Origin of the sequence: Streptomyces sp. NPDC060366 (genome assembly GCF_042725135.1) — a bacterium.
Classification (GTDB): domain Bacteria; phylum Actinomycetota; class Actinomycetes; order Streptomycetales; family Streptomycetaceae; genus Streptomyces.
The window spans coordinates 184,990-199,330 of record NZ_JBHXDC010000007.1 but is presented as its reverse complement, the minus strand read 5'-3'; the positions used below and the strand labels follow the sequence as shown (position 1 = coordinate 199,330).

Genomic DNA, 14,341 nt, shown 5'->3' with positions numbered 1-14,341 from the left:
AACGTCATCCGGCGGGTCTTCGCCCTGCGGCCGGCCTCGACGGCCGCGTGCCGCATGTCGAGCGCGCCGCCCCCGTTCCTCCAGGGGTGCCACCGCCTCGTCCGGCGGCAGAACTCCGATCAGGAGCATCTCCACCCGCCCCATCCAGACGTACTGATGGGCGTCAACCACGACATATCGCGAATTTGGCCTGCCGTGGCACGATCGGACCGGGACCGGACCAATCCGTCGCGCACCCCGCTCCGAATTCCCGGTGAAGCCGTCCGGTGCGCCGGACGGCGTGCCAGCCCGCTCGCACCGTGGAGGAACAGCCGCGTGAAACAAGCCGTACATATCGGCGGCCCCGCTTCTGCCGGGCCGGACCTGCAGGAATTGCTGGGCCAGGTGGCCAGGGGCGACCAGGAGGCCTTCGCCCGTGTGTACGACATGGTCTGCGGGCCCGTACTCGGGCTCGTCCGCTCCGTCCTGCGCGATCCCGCCCAGTCCGAGGAAGTGACCCAGGAGGTCCTGCTCGAGGTCTGGCGCAGCGCCCCGCGCTTCCAGGCGTCCCGCGGCAGCGGTATGACCTGGGTCCTGACCCTCGCGCACCGGCGCGCGGTGGACCGGGTCCGCTCGGCCCAGGCGTCCAGCGACCGCGAACACCGGGCGGCGCTGCTGGACCGGACACCGGCCTTCGACGAGGTCACCGAGCAGGTCGAGTCCCGGCTGGAGCGCGAGCAGGTACGGCGCTGTGTCCGTACCCTCACCGAACTCCAGCGCCAGTCGGTCACGCTCGCCTACTACCAGGGGCTCGCGTACCGGGAAGTCGCCGAACTGCTCTCCGTGCCGCTCGGCACGGTCAAGACACGACTGCGCGACGGCCTCATCCGCCTGCGCGACTGCCTGGGGGTGACCGCATGAGCACCGCTGAACTGCACACACTGACCGGCGCCTACGCGCTGCACGCGCTGGCGGCCGACGAGCGCGCCGAGTTCGAGCGGCATCTGGAGGTGTGCCCGGCCTGCGCCCAGGAGGTCGCCGAACTGGCCGCCACCACCACGCGGTTGGGGCTGGCCGTGGCGGTCACGCCGCCGGCGGAGCTGAAGGCGCGGGTGCTGCGGCGGATCGCCACCGAGCGCCAGGAGCCGCCCAAGGTGACACAGGAGTCCCGTGGCGCCGGTGGCGGGGCCGGGGCCGCCAGGGGGCGGGCGCTGTCGCGCTTCGCACTGGCCGCCTGCCTCGCCGCCGCGGCGGGTTTCGGCGGGATCGCCGTCTGGCAGCACCAGGAGGCCCAGGACGCCGTCGAGCGGGCGTCGGCCTCGCAGCAGCGGTCCGAGGCTCTGGCCGCCGTACTCGCCGCGCCCGACGCCAAGATCAGGACGGGCGAGCTGACCGACGGCGCGACCGGCACGGTCGTCGTCTCGCGCGCCCAGGACAAGGCGGCGTTCATCGCGTCCGGCATGCCGAAACCGCCCGGCGGCAAGGTCTACCAGCTCTGGTACAACGACGACGGCACGATGCGGGACGCGGGTCTGATGGACCCCTCGGCCACGTCGGGCTCGGTGCTGATGGCCGGTTCCGTCGGGGCGGCTTCGGGGATGGGCATCACCGTCGAACCGGCGGGCGGCTCACCGCAGCCGACCTCCGATCCGGTGGCACTGATGAACTTCCCGACCTGATACGCGCGACAGCCGGACGGCCCGTACCCGATGACAAGGGGTGCGGGCCGTCCGGCTGTTCGTGCCCTTCAGCCCGCCTTGCGCGGCGGAAGCGGGAAGAAGCCGCTCGTACGGGCGGCGTACTCGGCGAAGCCCGGCCGCCGCGCCATGTGCCGCTCCAGCAGCCGCTTCCCGCTACCGCCCACCAGCAGATAGCTCATCACCAGCGGACTCACCAGAGTCGCCGCCGCGACCACCGGATCGTCGCAGACGATCAGGAACAGCCCCCACCACACACAGAAGTCACCGAAATAGTTCGGATGCCGGGTCCAGCTCCACAGACCGCGGTCCATGATCCGGCCCTTGTTGGCCGGATCGGCCTTGAACCGGGCGAGTTGGGCGTCGCCGACCGCCTCGAAGAGCACACCGACGAGCCAGAGCGCACAACCGGCGAACGCGACCGGGCCGAGGCCACCGGGGATGTACTGCGCGGCCTGTACGGGCAGCGAGACCAGCACGACCAGCAGCCCCTGGAGCAGATACACCATGCGCAGCGCGTACAGATTCCGGTTGCCCGGCGCCTTGGCGAGCAGCGCCTCGTACCGCGCGTCCTCGCCGTGCCCCCGCCCGCGCCGGGCGATATGGACGGCCAGCCGCAGCCCCCAGACGGCGGTCAGTACGGTGACCAGCAGCCGGCGCGCGTCGTCCCCCTCCCCCGCCGACACCACGTAACCGGTCACGGCCACCGCCGTGAAGCCGATCCCCCAGGCGATGTCGACGATCCGGTGCAGGCCCTTGGCAACGGCGATCGCGAAGGTCACGAGCATGACGGCGAGAGCGGCGAGCGCCGCGAAGCCGACCCCCTGACCGAACGCGCCCCAGGGATACCCGTTCACCGCGGATCACCTTCCCCGTACCAGCGGCGCGGGGTGGGCGGCATGCCGCTGTGCCCGCGTTCCGATGGGCGTACGGCCAGGATCTGGTCCACGCCCATCCGTTGTTCCTCGAAGGCGAGGGCGCTGCCCACCAGGTACAACCGCCACACACGCGCGGTCTCCTCACCCACGAGAGCGCCGAACTCCGCCCAGCGTTCCTCCAGCGTGCGGTGCCAGGCCCGGATCGTGCGCGTGTAGTGCTCGCGCATCGACTCCACCGCCCGCACCTCCAGCCCCGCGCCCTCCAGCAGCGAGACGGTGTCGCCGAGCGGGCGCATGTGCATGTCGGGCGCGATGTACGACTCGATGAACGCTCCGCCTCCCGGCGCCACCGCGCCCCGCGACATCTGCTGCACCAGCGCCCTTCCGCCCGGCCGCAGCATCCGGTGGAGCGTGGCGGTGAATCCGGGGTACTCAGCGTCGCCGACGTGCTCGCCCATCTCGATGGTCGACACCGCGTCGTACGAACCGGCCCTGATCTCACGGTAGTCCGAGAGCCGCACCTCGACCAGCTCCGTCAGGCCGCGCGCGCCGACCTGTTCGCTCACGTACCGCGCCTGCTCGGCGGCGAGCGTCACGGCGGTGACCCGCGTCCTGTACGTCTCGGCGGCGTACAGGGCGAGGGATCCCCAGCCGCAGCCGATGTCCAGCAGCGTCGATCCGGGACCGAGACCGAGCTTGCGGCAGACGAGCTCCAGCTTGTCGCGCTGGGCGTCGGCGGGGCCGTAACCCTGCTCGCCGTCGCCCCCGTCGTCGCCCTCGTGCTCGTCCTGCGTCCAGTAACCGCAGGAGTACGCCATGGTCTCGTCCAGCAGCAGGGCGTAGAAGTCGTTGGAGAGGTCGTAGTGATGGCTGATCGCCGCCCGGTCACGTGCCTTGCTGTGCAGGGCGCCGCCGAGCCTGGCCCGGGAGGACGGTACGGGCGGGCGCGGCCCGACCGCGCCGATCCGCACCATGGTGCCGACCGCGCGGGCCCGGTCGGTGAGGGTGAGCTTCGGCGGGCGCAGCCCTCGCTCGCGCGCGGCGCCCCAGACGGTGCGCAGCCCGTCGGTGAGGTCGCCGTCGATGTCGAGTTCACCGGTGATGTACGCCTGGGCCAGGCCGAGTTCGTCGGGCTGCCGGACCAGTCGGCGCAGGGCGCGGCGTGAGCGCAGGACGACGACGGGGGCGCCCTCGGGGCCGGCGGTGCTGCCGTCCCAGGCGCGCAGCCGCAACGGCAGCGGGGCGCCGAGGAGTTGCTCGGCGAGCGGCAGGAGCCGGTGCGCGGCGCCCGTGGAGGTGCGCGGGCGTGGCACGCGCGCGGGCCGGGTGCCCGTCGCCGGTCGGATTCCCGTCATCGGGTCGTTCCCTCCCTGGCCAGCACCATCTGCTGGACGTCGAGATAGCCGGATCGGAACCCGGCCTCGGAGTAGGCGAGATAGAAGGTCCACATGCGCCTGAATGTCGCGTCGAACCCCAACGCGTCGACCAGCGCCTCCTGTTCGGCGAACCGCTCGCGCCACAGCCGGAGCGTCTGCGCGTAGTGCGGCCCGAATCCGTCCCGCTCGACCACCCGCAACGACGTGTGCGCGGCGGTCAGTTGCTCCATCACCTCGACCGACGGGATCAGTCCGCCGGGGAAGATGTACTTGCCGATCCAGGTGTGGGTGGTGCGCGAGGCGAGCAGCCGGTCGTGCGGCATGGTGATCGCCTGGAGCGCGATCCGGCCGCCGGGCGCGAGCAGCCTGTCCAGCGTGGTGAAGTACTCCGGCCAGAACTCCTCCCCCACCGCCTCGATCATCTCCACGCTGACCACGGCGTCGAACGTGCCCCCGACCCTTCGGTAGTCGCACAGCCGCACCGTCACCCGGTCCTCCATACCGGCCGCCCTGATCCGCTTCTCCGCCAGGTCGAGCTGCTCCCGGGAGAGCGTCACGGTGACGACACTCGCTCCGCGCGCCGCCGCGCGTATCGCCAACTCGCCCCAGCCGGTGCCGATTTCGAGCAGTCGGGTACCGGGCCCCACCCGCGCCTCGTCGAGGAGCCGGTCGATCTTGCGGTGCTGCGCGGCCGGGAGCAGCGAAGCGTCGGCGGGAAATCCGCGGAAGAGGGCGGAGGAGTACGAGAGGGTCTCGTCCAGGAAGAGCGCGAACAGCTCGTTCGACAGGTCGTAGTGGTGGCTGATGTTGTCGCGCGATCCTTCGGGGGTGTTGCGCTGCGCGTCGGGCCGCTTCAACGCCCAGACACGGCGCAGCCTTTGGAGCGGGGCGGGGACGAGTACGGCCGCGTTCTCGGCGAGGACGGTCAGGACGCCGACGACATCGTCGGCCTCCCATTCGCCCGCCATGTACGACTCGCCGAAGCCGATCAGGCCGGTGGCGCCGATCCGCCGGAAGAACGCGTGCGGATCGCGCACGACCATCAGCGGTCCACCGAGGCCCAGCGTCTCGCCTTCCCCGAGCCTGACCCGCAGTGCCAGCCGGGCCAGCGCGTGGCGCACGACGCGCTCCGCGATCGCCGTACGCGGCCACGAGGCGCGGGGCAGCCGGGCCACGTCCGGCCAGCGCCGCGCGTCCACGGCGGACGACGCCGTGGTGGTCGCCGCACCGGCGGTGGTGGCGGCCGTGGTGGCGGCCGTACCAACTGTGTCGGCCGCCGCACCGGCTGACGACGGCGCCGCGGCCACCGGGGGCTCCGGCGAGGTCGGCGACGGCGGGGAGACGTGCACGCTCATTTCACACCCTCCTGGGGGCGGTGTAGGGGACGGGGCCGCACAGGAAGGCCGCGCAGATACAGACGGATGCCGTGGTAGCGGATGCCGGCGGAGACGACGGCGGTGGACAGCGGGTGGCGCAGTGCGGTCCGCAGCAGCGCCCACGGGGTGGCCGCGCGCCGCACGCCTCTCAACGTCGCGGTGAACGGCCGTCCCCCGTCACGCTCCAGATGGACCGTCAGCTCCAGCCGCTCCCCCGGTTCGGGCAGCCGCATCCGGTAGCCGCCGTCGACGGGGAAGAAGGGCGAGACGTACAGCTCCTTGTCCACCCGGAAGGTGTTCTCGTCCGCTCCCTCGGCCCGGTCGCCGGGCCGCAGGAGATAGCAGTGCCGCTCGCCGTAGGTGTTGTGCACCTCGGCCACGACGCAGAGCGGTTCGCCGCCGGGCGCGTGGCACCAGTAGAGGGTCAGTGGGTTGAAGACGTGGCCGAGGACGCGGGCGTGCGCGAGCATCACCACCCGCCCGCCGTCCAGTTCCACGCCGCGCGACGCGAGATATGCCTCCAGGCCGGCGCGGATCGTCGGCGACGCACCGCCGAAGTGGTCGCGCGCGTCGAAGCGGGCCAGCGGCCTCAGCAACCTCGGCAGCCGGGGCGGGCGGTCGGGGTCGATCAGCCACATGTAGGTGCGCAGCCGCAGGTCGTAGCGGCGGGGCGCGGTCCGCACATGCGTGACGGTGCACGGGTAGAGCGCGGGAACGGCGGTGGTCGCGTGGGTGTCGGTGCTCACCACGTCACCCCCAGCGCGGCGGCCGCCTCGACACCCGAGCGGCAGCCGTCCTCGTGGAATCCCCACCCGTGGTACGCCCCCGCGTACGCCGTGACGGGTCCGCCCAGTCCGGGCAGCCGGCGTTGGGCGGCCACGGACTCCGGTGTGTAGACGGGGTGTTCGTAGGTCATCCGGGCGATCACGCGGTCCTCGCGGACGCGGTCGGCGCCGTTCAGCGACACCACGAAGTTCTCGGGCGCGTCCAGGCGTTGAAGCCGGTTCATGTCGTAACTGACCCGTACGCGGCCGGCGTCCGCCTCGCAGGACGGCATGGTCAGGTTCCAGGAGGCGCGGGCGCGCCGGCTGCGGGGCAGCACGCTCGTGTCGGTGTGCAGCACGGTGGCGTTTCGCGAGTAGCGGAAGGCGCCGAGCACCCGCCGTTCGTCGTCGGTCGGGTCGGCGAGCAGTCGCAGGGCCTGGTCGGGGTGGACGGCGACGACGACCGAGTCGTAACGGCGGGTGGAGCCGTCGGCGGTGGTGACCTCGACACCTCGCGGGCCGCGCCGTAGGGACCGGACCGGGGCCCCCGTATGGACGGCGTCGAGCTGCTTGCCGACGCGTTCGACGTACTCGCGCGAGCCGCCGCTGACCGTGCGCCAGACCGGTGAGCCGCTGACGGACAGCAGGCCGTGGTGGTCCAGGAAGCGGAACAGATAGCGGGCCGGGTAGCGCAGGGCCGTTCCAGCGTCGCAGGACCAGACGGCCGAGACGAGCGGTGTCAGGAAGTGGGACACGAAGTACGGCGAGAACCCGCCGTCCGCGACGAACCGTCCCAGCGTCATGGTCTCGTCGGGACGGGCTCCGGCCGCGTTGTCGGTGTCGTCCGTGTCGTCCGCGAGCAGCCGTCGTGCCCGGCGGTGGAATGCGGGCACTTCGGTGAGCATCCGCAGATACCGCCCGCGCAGGACATGGCCGGGGCGCGGGAAGAGGCCGGCCGGCCCCCGGGCACCGGCGTATTCGAGGCCGCAGCCGTCGCACCGTACGGACATGCTCATCTCCGACTCCTGGGTGGTGACGCCCAGTTCGCGGAACAGCCGCAGCAACAGCGGATAGGTGCGCTCGTTGTGGACGATGAACCCGGAGTCGACGCTGTGCGTCCGGCCGTCGGACGACGCGAGGTCATGGGTGTGGGCGTGGCCGCCGAGGCGCTCGTCCGCCTCGTACAGCGACACCTCGTGCGAGCGCCGCAGTACGTACGCGGCGGTCAGTCCGGCGACTCCGCCACCCACGACCGCGGTACGCCGGCGCCGGCCTTCCCCGCTCATACAGTTCCCTCCGGTCCGGCTTCGGGCACAGCCCCTCGGGGAGGATTCGAGCCACGGCGGCCGACGGATTGGTGTCGGAGCGATCTTTCTTCCGTCCGGTCCTACTTTTAATTCCTTCGGGTGATGGACCAATCCGCCTTGCATCTCGCACCGAATGGCCGGTGTGAGCGAAGATCAGAAAGATCCGAGGAGCGGGGCCGGCCATGCGGCGCGTGGCGTACGAGTGGTGCGCGGCGCCCTGGCCGCGCTCAGCGGATTGATCGCCGGGCTCGTGGCGCTCTGCGTCGCCGAGCTGGTTTCGGCGGCCGTACGGCCCGAGGCGGGTCCCGTCACCGCGGTGGGCGGTGCGGTCATCGACCGCACACCGGCACCGGTGAAGGACTTCGCCGTCCGTAACTTCGGCAACGACGACAAGCTGGTACTACAACTGGGCATCCTGGCCCTCCTGGCGCTCTTCGCCATGGCGGTCGGAGTGGCCTCGCTGCGGTACCGGAAGGTCGGCTCGGCGGCGGTCCTGGTCTTCGGCGCGATCGGGGCACTGGCGGCGGTGGAACGGCCGGACGGCCGCCTCTCCGACGCCCTGCCCTCGGTCGTGGGCGGTCTGACGGCCTGCGGAGTGCTGTATCTGCTGGCCGGCAGGCTGGCCTTCCGTCCGTCCCCCCTTGGGGATCGGGGGCCGGACGGGACCACCGAGGACACCGGGGGCACCACTGGAGCGGTCGGCGCGGAAACGGTCGGCGCGGACCCCGGCACCTTCGACCGGCGCGGATTCGTCATCGCCGCGACGGCCGCCGCCGCGGCGTCGGCCGGAGCCGGCCTCCTCGGCCGGCGGCTCAACGCCTCGGGGGCGGCCGAGGCCGCCGCCTCACGCCGGACGATCGCACTGCCCGCCCCGGCCTCGACGGCCCGGCCGATACCGGCCGGAGCGGATCTGAGGATCCGCGGCCTCAGCTCCTTCACCACGCCCAACAAGGACTTCTACCGGGTGGACACCGCCCTGGTCGTGCCCCGTGTGGACGCCGACAGCTGGCGGCTGCGCATCCACGGCGAGGGCGTCACCCGACCGCTCACCGTCAGCTTCCAGGATCTCCTCCAAAGGAAGCTGATCGAAAGGGACATCACGCTGACCTGTGTCTCCAACGAGGTCGGCGGCCCGTACGTCGGCAACGCCCGCTGGATCGGCGTCCCCCTGGCCGACCTGCTGCGCGAGGCCGGTGTGAAACCGCCGTCGAAGGGCGGCCGGGCCGACCAGTTGGTGTCCCGCTCCGTCGACGGCATGACGATCGGCACCCCGGTCGACGCGGTCATGGACGGCCGCGACGCGATACTCGCGGTCGGCATGAACGGCGAGCCCCTGCCGTTCGACCACGGCTTCCCGGTCCGGATGGTCGTCCCCGGCCTCTACGGATACGTGTCGGCGTGCAAGTGGCTGGAAGACCTCGAACTCACCACGTTCGCCGACTACGACGCGTACTGGGTCAAGCGCGACTGGTCCCGTGAGGCGCCCATCAAGACCCAGTCGCGGATCGACACGCCGCGCCCCTTCGCCTCGCCGAAGGCGGGCCCGGTGCGCGTCGCCGGAGTGGCGTGGGCGCAGCACCGCGGTATCGAGCGGGTCGAGGTGCGTGTCGACGGCGGCGAGTGGAACCCGGCGAAGCTCGCCGCCGAGGACACCGAGGACACCTGGCGCCAGTGGATGTGGGAGTGGCCCGCCACTTCCGGCAACCACACGCTGGAGGTCCGTGCGACGGACCGGGACGGCGACATTCAGACCGACAAGCGCGTGGGGACCGTACCCAACGGCGCGACCGGCTGGCACTCGGTGGTGGTCGCCGTCGACTGAGCCCTCCCCACCCAGTACCGCACCGCCCATCAATACCCGGCATTTCTGTGCCGTCCCCTGCTCGAACAGCACCATCTTTCAAGGAGATTGACATGAAGATCACCCGTTTCCAGCGTGCCGCCGTCACCGTTGTCGCCGCCGTCGCCCTTCCGCTGGCGCTCACCTCCTGCTCCAGCGACGACAAGGACAGCAAGGCGGAGTCCTCGTCCGCGGCCGAGGACACGGCACCGGAGGAGACCGCCGACGACGCCGCGGGCGACACCGCCGAAGGTCCGTTCGGCGCTGCCTGTGCGTCGGTGCCGAAGACCGGTCCGGGCAGCTTCGAGGGCATGGGCCAGGCTCCGGTCGCGACCGCCGCGTCCAACAACCCGGAACTCTCCACCCTGGTCACCGCGGTGAAGAAGGCCGGACTGGTCGACACCCTCAACACCGCCGAGAACATCACGGTGTTCGCGCCCACCAACGACGCCTTCGCCAAGATCCCGAAGGCCGACCTGGACGCGGTCCTCGCGGACAAGGCCATGCTCACCAAGATCCTCACCTACCACGTGGTGGGCGAGAAGCTGGCCAAGAAGCAGCTCGAGAGCGGCACGTACGACACCCTCCAGAAGAGCACGCTGACCACGGCGGGCTCCGGCGACTCGTACAAGGTGAACGACTCGGCGAGTGTCGTCTGCGGTGATGTCCCGACGGCCAACGCCACGGTGCACATCATCGACACGGTGCTGATGCCGAAGTAGTGCCCTGTCCACGGGTGTTGTCCGGCCTCCCTATGCTGGCCGGATGACCTCCGTGGATCAGCCGCTCCCTTCGGACGGCGCAGCTCGACGCGATCGGGTGCTCGGAGCGGTCGTCGGCTCAGCGGTCGGCGACGCGCTCGGGGCACCTTTCGAGTTCGGCCCGGCCGGTGCCTTCGTCGCCCGCTTCCCGGACGGCGTGGGCGAGATGTGCGGAGGCGGCGGCTGGGAGCCGGGCGAGGCCACCGACGACACGCAGATGGCGGTGCTGATCGGCGAATCCCTGCTGGAGCGCGGGGGCCTCGACCTGCCCGACATCTTCGACCGGTTCCGCCGCTGGGCGGCGGCCGGTCCCAAGGACATCGGGCTCCAGACCGAACAGGTCCTGACGAGCGGCGATCCCTGGGATCTCGCCGCCCCGATCCACTTCCAGAGCTCCGGACGGGCCGCCGGCAACGGCTCGTTGATGCGCGCCGCCACCCCCGCCGTGCACTTCGCGGCGGCGGGGCGCGAGGCCACCATGTCGGCCGCCCGCCGGATCGCGGCACTCACCCATGGCGACGCCGCGGCGTGGGAGGGCACGGCCGTACTGCACGAGCTGATCCGGGTGGCGCTGGACGGCGGTGACCCGGTGGCCGCCGTCCCCGACGTCCTCGATGAGGTACGCGAGGAGCACCGTCCGCGCTGGGCCACCGTGCTCGACCCCGGCTGGCACCCCGACGACGCGACGGAGTTCAACGGCGCGGTCTGGCCCTGCCTCGGCTCGGCGCTCTGGGCGCTGCGGACGACCGGCTCGTACGAGGCTTCGCTGGCGGCGGCGATCGATCTGGGCGGCGACACGGACACGGTCGCTGCGGTCACCGGCGCGCTCGCGGGCGCCGTGTACGGCTTCGCCGCCGTCCCCCGCCGCTGGCTCGACCCGCTTCATGTGTCCCTGCCCGGATACGGGGACCGGGTGCTGCGTACGCCGGAACTGGCCCGGCTCGCCGAGTCGTTGACGGTCCGACACCCGACGGCCGGCGCAGCGAAGGGCCCGGACGCCGCGGTGTCCGGGCCCTTCCGCGAGTCGGCGGATCAGTGACCCGGCGTCAGCAGGTGCGGCCGACGTACCACGCGTCACTGACCTTGCTCTTCGAGCCGAGCCAGGTGACACCGGGGCCCACACACTGCTCGTAGTTCCAGCCCGACACCTCCACCTCGATGACAATGCGCGAGCCGTCAGTCGTGCAGTGGTTGTAGTACGAGTCGCTGGACGACGAGTAGTAGCCGCAAGGGGTCGCGGCGGCCGACGGCGCGGCGGACGCCGCAGTGGACATGCCCAGGACCATGGCGACAGCGCCGACGAGGGCGGGGAGGGACTGACGAACGCGCATGCGGCTACTCCTTGTTGAGTGCGTGGAACCCGGGCACCGGAATCGGTGCACACAGAGAGCCTCGCATCAACTACCTTGAGTAACCGCGCCATTCACCCGCACGTGGCCGCCAGGTCACTGAACTGGGCGACTCCCGGCCCGCCGTCCCCGGCCGGCCGGTCCTCGACCGCCGGCCGTCACCCCACCGAGCTGTACGCCACCACCCCGCGCAGCACCCCGTCGACCGCCTTGCGCGCGTTCTTCGCGACCGTGCTGTTCTCGCGGGGCGCCGCCGCGGCGATCTGCCCGAGGACGTCGATCACCTGCTTGCACCAGCGGACGAAGTCACCGGCCGGCATCTCCGCGTCGCGCAGCACCTCGTCGAGGCCCTTGCCCGACGCCCACATGTGGACGGCCCAGGCGAAACCGAGATCGGGCTCACGCTGCCCGACCCCCTCCGCCTGATTGATCTTGAAGTCCTCCTCCAGCGCGTCGAGCCGGCCCCAGATACGAACCATCTCGCCGAGCGCGGCCTTCGCCGCGCCGCTGGGCAGCCGCGGCGCCACCGCGTCGTCCGACTGGCGCGCCTCGAAGACCAACGCCGAGACGCACGCGGCCAGTTCCGCCGGGGAGAGCCCTTCCCATACGCCTTCGCGCAGGCACTCGCTGGCGAGCAGGTCCAACTCGCCGTAGAGCCGCGCGAGCCGCTTGCCGTTGCCCGTGACCTCGTCGCCGCGCAGATAGTCCATCTCCGTGAGGAGGGCGACGATCCGGTCGAAGGTGCGGGCGATGGTGTTCGTACGGCCCTCGATCCGCCGCTCCAGCTGACGGGTGTCCCGCTGCAACCGGTGGTAGCGCTCGGCCCAGCGTGCGTGGTCCTCACGCTCGTCGCAGCCGTGGCAGGGGTGCGCGCGCAGAGCGGTGCGCAGCCTGGCGATCTCGCGGTCGTCGGCCGCCGGCGCGCGCCCCTTGCGGTGCCGCTCCGGGACGACATGACCGGCCTTCGAGCGCAGCGCGGACGCCAGGTCGCGGCGCGACTGCGGCGACCGCTGGTTGAAGCTCTTGGGGATCCGCATCCGGTCCAGCGCCTCGACCGGCACGGGGAAGTCCATCGACGCGAGCCGCTTGACCTGCCGCTCGGCGGTCAGGACCAGGGGCCTGGGGCCGTCGTGGTACTCCACGCCCCGGTGTCCGCCTGCGCGCCCGGCCGGCAGTCCGGGGTCGAGCACCAGGGCGAGACCGGCGAACTTGCCGGTCGGGACGTGGATGACATCGCCGGTCTTGAGCTTCTCCAGGGAGGACGCGGCGGCGGCCCGCCGCTGCACCGCCCCCTGCTTGGCCAGCTCCGTCTCGCGGTCCTTGAGGTCGCGGCGCAGCCGCGCGTACTCCTCGAAGTCCCCCAAGTGGCAGGTCATGCCCGCCCGGTAGCCCTCCATCCCCTCTTCGTTCTTCTGGACCTGCCGGGAGATCCCGACGACCGACTTGTCCGCCTGGAACTGCGCGAACGAGGTCTCCAGCAGTTCGCGTGAGCGGTGCCTGCCGAACTGCTGCACCAGATTGACCGCCATGTTGTACGACGGCCGGAAGCTGGAGCGCAGCGGATACGTGCGCGTGCCCGCGAGGCCGGCGAGCGCGCCCGGGTCCATGCCGCGCTGCCACAGGACCACCGCGTGGCCCTCGACGTCGATGCCGCGCCGCCCGGCCCGCCCGGTCAGCTGCGTGTACTCGCCGGGCGTGATGTCCGCGTGCTGCTCGCCGTTCCATTTGACGAGCTTCTCCAGGACGACCGACCTGGCGGGCATGTTGATGCCGAGCGCCAGGGTCTCCGTGGCGAACACGGCCTTGACCAGACCCCGTACGAACAGCTCCTCGACGACCTCCTTGAACGTGGGCAGCATGCCCGCGTGGTGGGCGGCGATGCCGCGCTCCAGGCCCTCGAGCCACTCGTAGTAACCGAGGACGTGCAGGTCCTCGGTGGGGATCGACGCGGTGCGCTGCTCCACGATCTCGCGGACCCTGGCGCGCCTGTTGTCGTCGTTGAGCCGCAGCCCCGCGTACATGCACTGCTGGACGGCGGCCTCGCAGCCGGCCCGGCTGAAGATGAAGGTGATGGCGGGCAGCAGGTCCTCGGCGTCGAGCCGCTCGATGACCTCGGGCCTGCCCGGGGTCCAGATCCGGCCGCGCTGTCTGCGCTCGCGCTCCCGGTCGGCCTCGCGGACCATCTTGCCGCGGCGGCGGTCCCGCGGGTTGTACGTCTTCTGGTTCTCCATCCGGGCCAGGCGGACGAGGTCGGGGTTGACCTCGCGGCGCGCCCCGCCGCGGCCTCCGTGGTCGGTGCTCTCCTCGAAGAGGTCGTACATCCGGCGGCCCGCGAAGACGTGCTGCCACAGCGGCACGGGGCGGTGCTCGGAGACGATCACCTCGGTGCTGCCACGGACGGTGTCCAGCCAGTCACCGAACTCCTCGGCGTTGGAGACGGTCGCCGACAGGGACACCAGGGTCACGGACTCGGGGAGGTGGATGATCACCTCTTCCCAGACGGCGCCGCGGAAGCGGTCGGAGAGGTAGTGCACCTCGTCCATCACGACATAGCCGAGCCCGGTCAGCGACTGCGAGCCCGCGTAGAGCATGTTCCGCAGGACCTCGGTGGTCATCACGACCACCGGGGCGTCCGAATTGACGCTGTTGTCGCCGGTGAGCAGGCCGACCTTGTCGGCGCCGTAGCGTTTCGCCAGGTCCGCGTACTTCTGGTTCGACAGTGCCTTGATGGGTGTGGTGTAGAAGCATTTACGGCCCTCGGCGAGCGCCAGGTGCACGGCGAACTCACCGACGATCGTCTTGCCGGAGCCGGTGGGCGCCGCGACCAGGACGCCCTTGCCCGATTCCAGCGCCTGACATGCCTCGATCTGGAACGGATCGAGGCCGAATTCGTACATCTCGCGGAACGGTGCGAGTGCGGTGGCCTGCTCGGCTGCGCGGATCCGAGCTGCGGCGTAACGCTCGGCCGGTGTGAGGTCCTCTGTCATCTTGCTCACGAGCCTACCCGTCCCCTC

Annotated in this window: 12 protein-coding genes; 5 read left to right on the top strand and 7 right to left on the bottom strand. The window is 71.5% G+C overall.

Translation table 11 applies throughout. The annotated features are described in order from the left end of the window. The first annotated feature begins 315 nt into the window (after window positions 1-315). Window positions 316-900, top strand: coding sequence for a sigma-70 family RNA polymerase sigma factor (locus ACFWHU_RS19510; protein ID WP_385796051.1), 585 nt, complete (start codon window positions 316-318; stop codon window positions 898-900). Next, the gene (locus ACFWHU_RS19505) at window positions 897-1,658 is read left to right on the top strand and encodes an anti-sigma factor domain-containing protein (protein WP_387225912.1); all 762 of its coding nucleotides are present in this window, start codon (window positions 897-899) and stop codon (window positions 1,656-1,658) included. Before ACFWHU_RS19510 ends, ACFWHU_RS19505 begins: the two co-directional genes overlap by 4 nt. A 68-nt stretch (window positions 1,659-1,726) precedes the next feature. On the opposite strand, the gene ACFWHU_RS19500 is transcribed toward ACFWHU_RS19505, so the two are convergent. Genes ACFWHU_RS19500 through ACFWHU_RS19480 form a run of 5 tightly spaced genes read right to left on the bottom strand, consistent with a single transcriptional unit; the run spans window position 1,727 to window position 7,356 of the window. Beyond that, window positions 1,727-2,533 carry a DUF1295 domain-containing protein gene (locus ACFWHU_RS19500; RefSeq protein ID WP_387225910.1) on the bottom strand — a complete coding sequence of 269 codons (807 nt, stop codon included), beginning with the start codon at window positions 2,531-2,533 and terminating at the stop codon, window positions 1,727-1,729. Beyond that, window positions 2,530-3,909 (bottom strand): class I SAM-dependent methyltransferase, encoded by a 1,380-nt coding sequence (locus ACFWHU_RS19495; protein ID WP_387225908.1) that lies wholly within the window; start codon window positions 3,907-3,909, stop codon window positions 2,530-2,532. The genes ACFWHU_RS19500 and ACFWHU_RS19495 overlap by 4 nt, the downstream gene beginning before the upstream one ends. Next, window positions 3,906-5,285, bottom strand: coding sequence for a class I SAM-dependent methyltransferase (locus ACFWHU_RS19490; protein ID WP_387225906.1), 1,380 nt, complete (start codon window positions 5,283-5,285; stop codon window positions 3,906-3,908). The genes ACFWHU_RS19495 and ACFWHU_RS19490 overlap by 4 nt, the downstream gene beginning before the upstream one ends. Then, window positions 5,282-6,052, bottom strand: a complete 771-nt coding sequence (locus tag ACFWHU_RS19485; RefSeq protein ID WP_385796037.1) for a DUF1365 domain-containing protein — start codon at window positions 6,050-6,052, stop codon at window positions 5,282-5,284. The genes ACFWHU_RS19490 and ACFWHU_RS19485 overlap by 4 nt, the downstream gene beginning before the upstream one ends. Next, window positions 6,049-7,356, bottom strand: coding sequence for an NAD(P)/FAD-dependent oxidoreductase (locus tag ACFWHU_RS19480; RefSeq protein WP_387225903.1), 1,308 nt, complete (start codon window positions 7,354-7,356; stop codon window positions 6,049-6,051). Before ACFWHU_RS19480 ends, ACFWHU_RS19485 begins: the two co-directional genes overlap by 4 nt. 163 nt (window positions 7,357-7,519) lie before the next feature. On the opposite strand from ACFWHU_RS19480, the gene ACFWHU_RS19475 reads away from it, so the two are divergent. The 3 genes from ACFWHU_RS19475 (at window position 7,520) to ACFWHU_RS19465 (ending at window position 11,017) form a co-directional block, all read left to right on the top strand. Then, window positions 7,520-9,199 (top strand): molybdopterin-dependent oxidoreductase, encoded by a 1,680-nt coding sequence (locus tag ACFWHU_RS19475; RefSeq protein WP_387225901.1) that lies wholly within the window; start codon window positions 7,520-7,522, stop codon window positions 9,197-9,199. 92 nt (window positions 9,200-9,291) lie between these two features. Continuing rightward, complete coding sequence (locus ACFWHU_RS19470) at window positions 9,292-9,939, top strand: fasciclin domain-containing protein (RefSeq protein WP_385796028.1); 648 nt, start codon at window positions 9,292-9,294, stop codon at window positions 9,937-9,939. A gap of 43 nt (window positions 9,940-9,982) precedes the next feature. Beyond that, the gene (locus ACFWHU_RS19465) at window positions 9,983-11,017 is read left to right on the top strand and encodes an ADP-ribosylglycohydrolase family protein (protein ID WP_387225898.1); all 1,035 of its coding nucleotides are present in this window, start codon (window positions 9,983-9,985) and stop codon (window positions 11,015-11,017) included. Window positions 11,018-11,024: 7 nt separating this feature from the next. On the opposite strand, the gene ACFWHU_RS19460 is transcribed toward ACFWHU_RS19465, so the two are convergent. Together ACFWHU_RS19460 and ACFWHU_RS19455 are read right to left on the bottom strand one after the other, a co-directional pair. Then, the gene (locus tag ACFWHU_RS19460; protein WP_385796022.1) at window positions 11,025-11,309 is read right to left on the bottom strand and encodes a DUF6355 family natural product biosynthesis protein; all 285 of its coding nucleotides are present in this window, start codon (window positions 11,307-11,309) and stop codon (window positions 11,025-11,027) included. A gap of 176 nt (window positions 11,310-11,485) precedes the next feature. Then, complete coding sequence (locus tag ACFWHU_RS19455; RefSeq protein WP_385796208.1) at window positions 11,486-14,314, bottom strand: DEAD/DEAH box helicase; 2,829 nt, start codon at window positions 14,312-14,314, stop codon at window positions 11,486-11,488. Window positions 14,315-14,341: the final 27 nt, after the last annotated feature.

Bases quoted from the DNA above. Each gene is read 5' to 3' on its own strand.
- ACFWHU_RS19505 (WP_387225912.1), top strand. From the start codon at position 897: ATGAGCACCGCTGAACTGCACACACTGACCGGCGCCTACGCGCTGCAC.
- ACFWHU_RS19495 (WP_387225908.1), bottom strand. From the start codon at position 3,909: ATGACGGGAATCCGACCGGCGACGGGCACCCGGCCCGCGCGCGTGCCA.
- ACFWHU_RS19490 (WP_387225906.1), bottom strand. From the start codon at position 5,285: ATGAGCGTGCACGTCTCCCCGCCGTCGCCGACCTCGCCGGAGCCCCCG.
- ACFWHU_RS19480 (WP_387225903.1), bottom strand. From the start codon at position 7,356: ATGAGCGGGGAAGGCCGGCGCCGGCGTACCGCGGTCGTGGGTGGCGGA.
- ACFWHU_RS19470 (WP_385796028.1), top strand. From the start codon at position 9,292: ATGAAGATCACCCGTTTCCAGCGTGCCGCCGTCACCGTTGTCGCCGCC.
- ACFWHU_RS19465 (WP_387225898.1), top strand. From the start codon at position 9,983: ATGACCTCCGTGGATCAGCCGCTCCCTTCGGACGGCGCAGCTCGACGC.
- ACFWHU_RS19460 (WP_385796022.1), bottom strand. From the start codon at position 11,309: ATGCGCGTTCGTCAGTCCCTCCCCGCCCTCGTCGGCGCTGTCGCCATG.
- ACFWHU_RS19455 (WP_385796208.1), bottom strand. From the start codon at position 14,314: ATGACAGAGGACCTCACACCGGCCGAGCGTTACGCCGCAGCTCGGATC.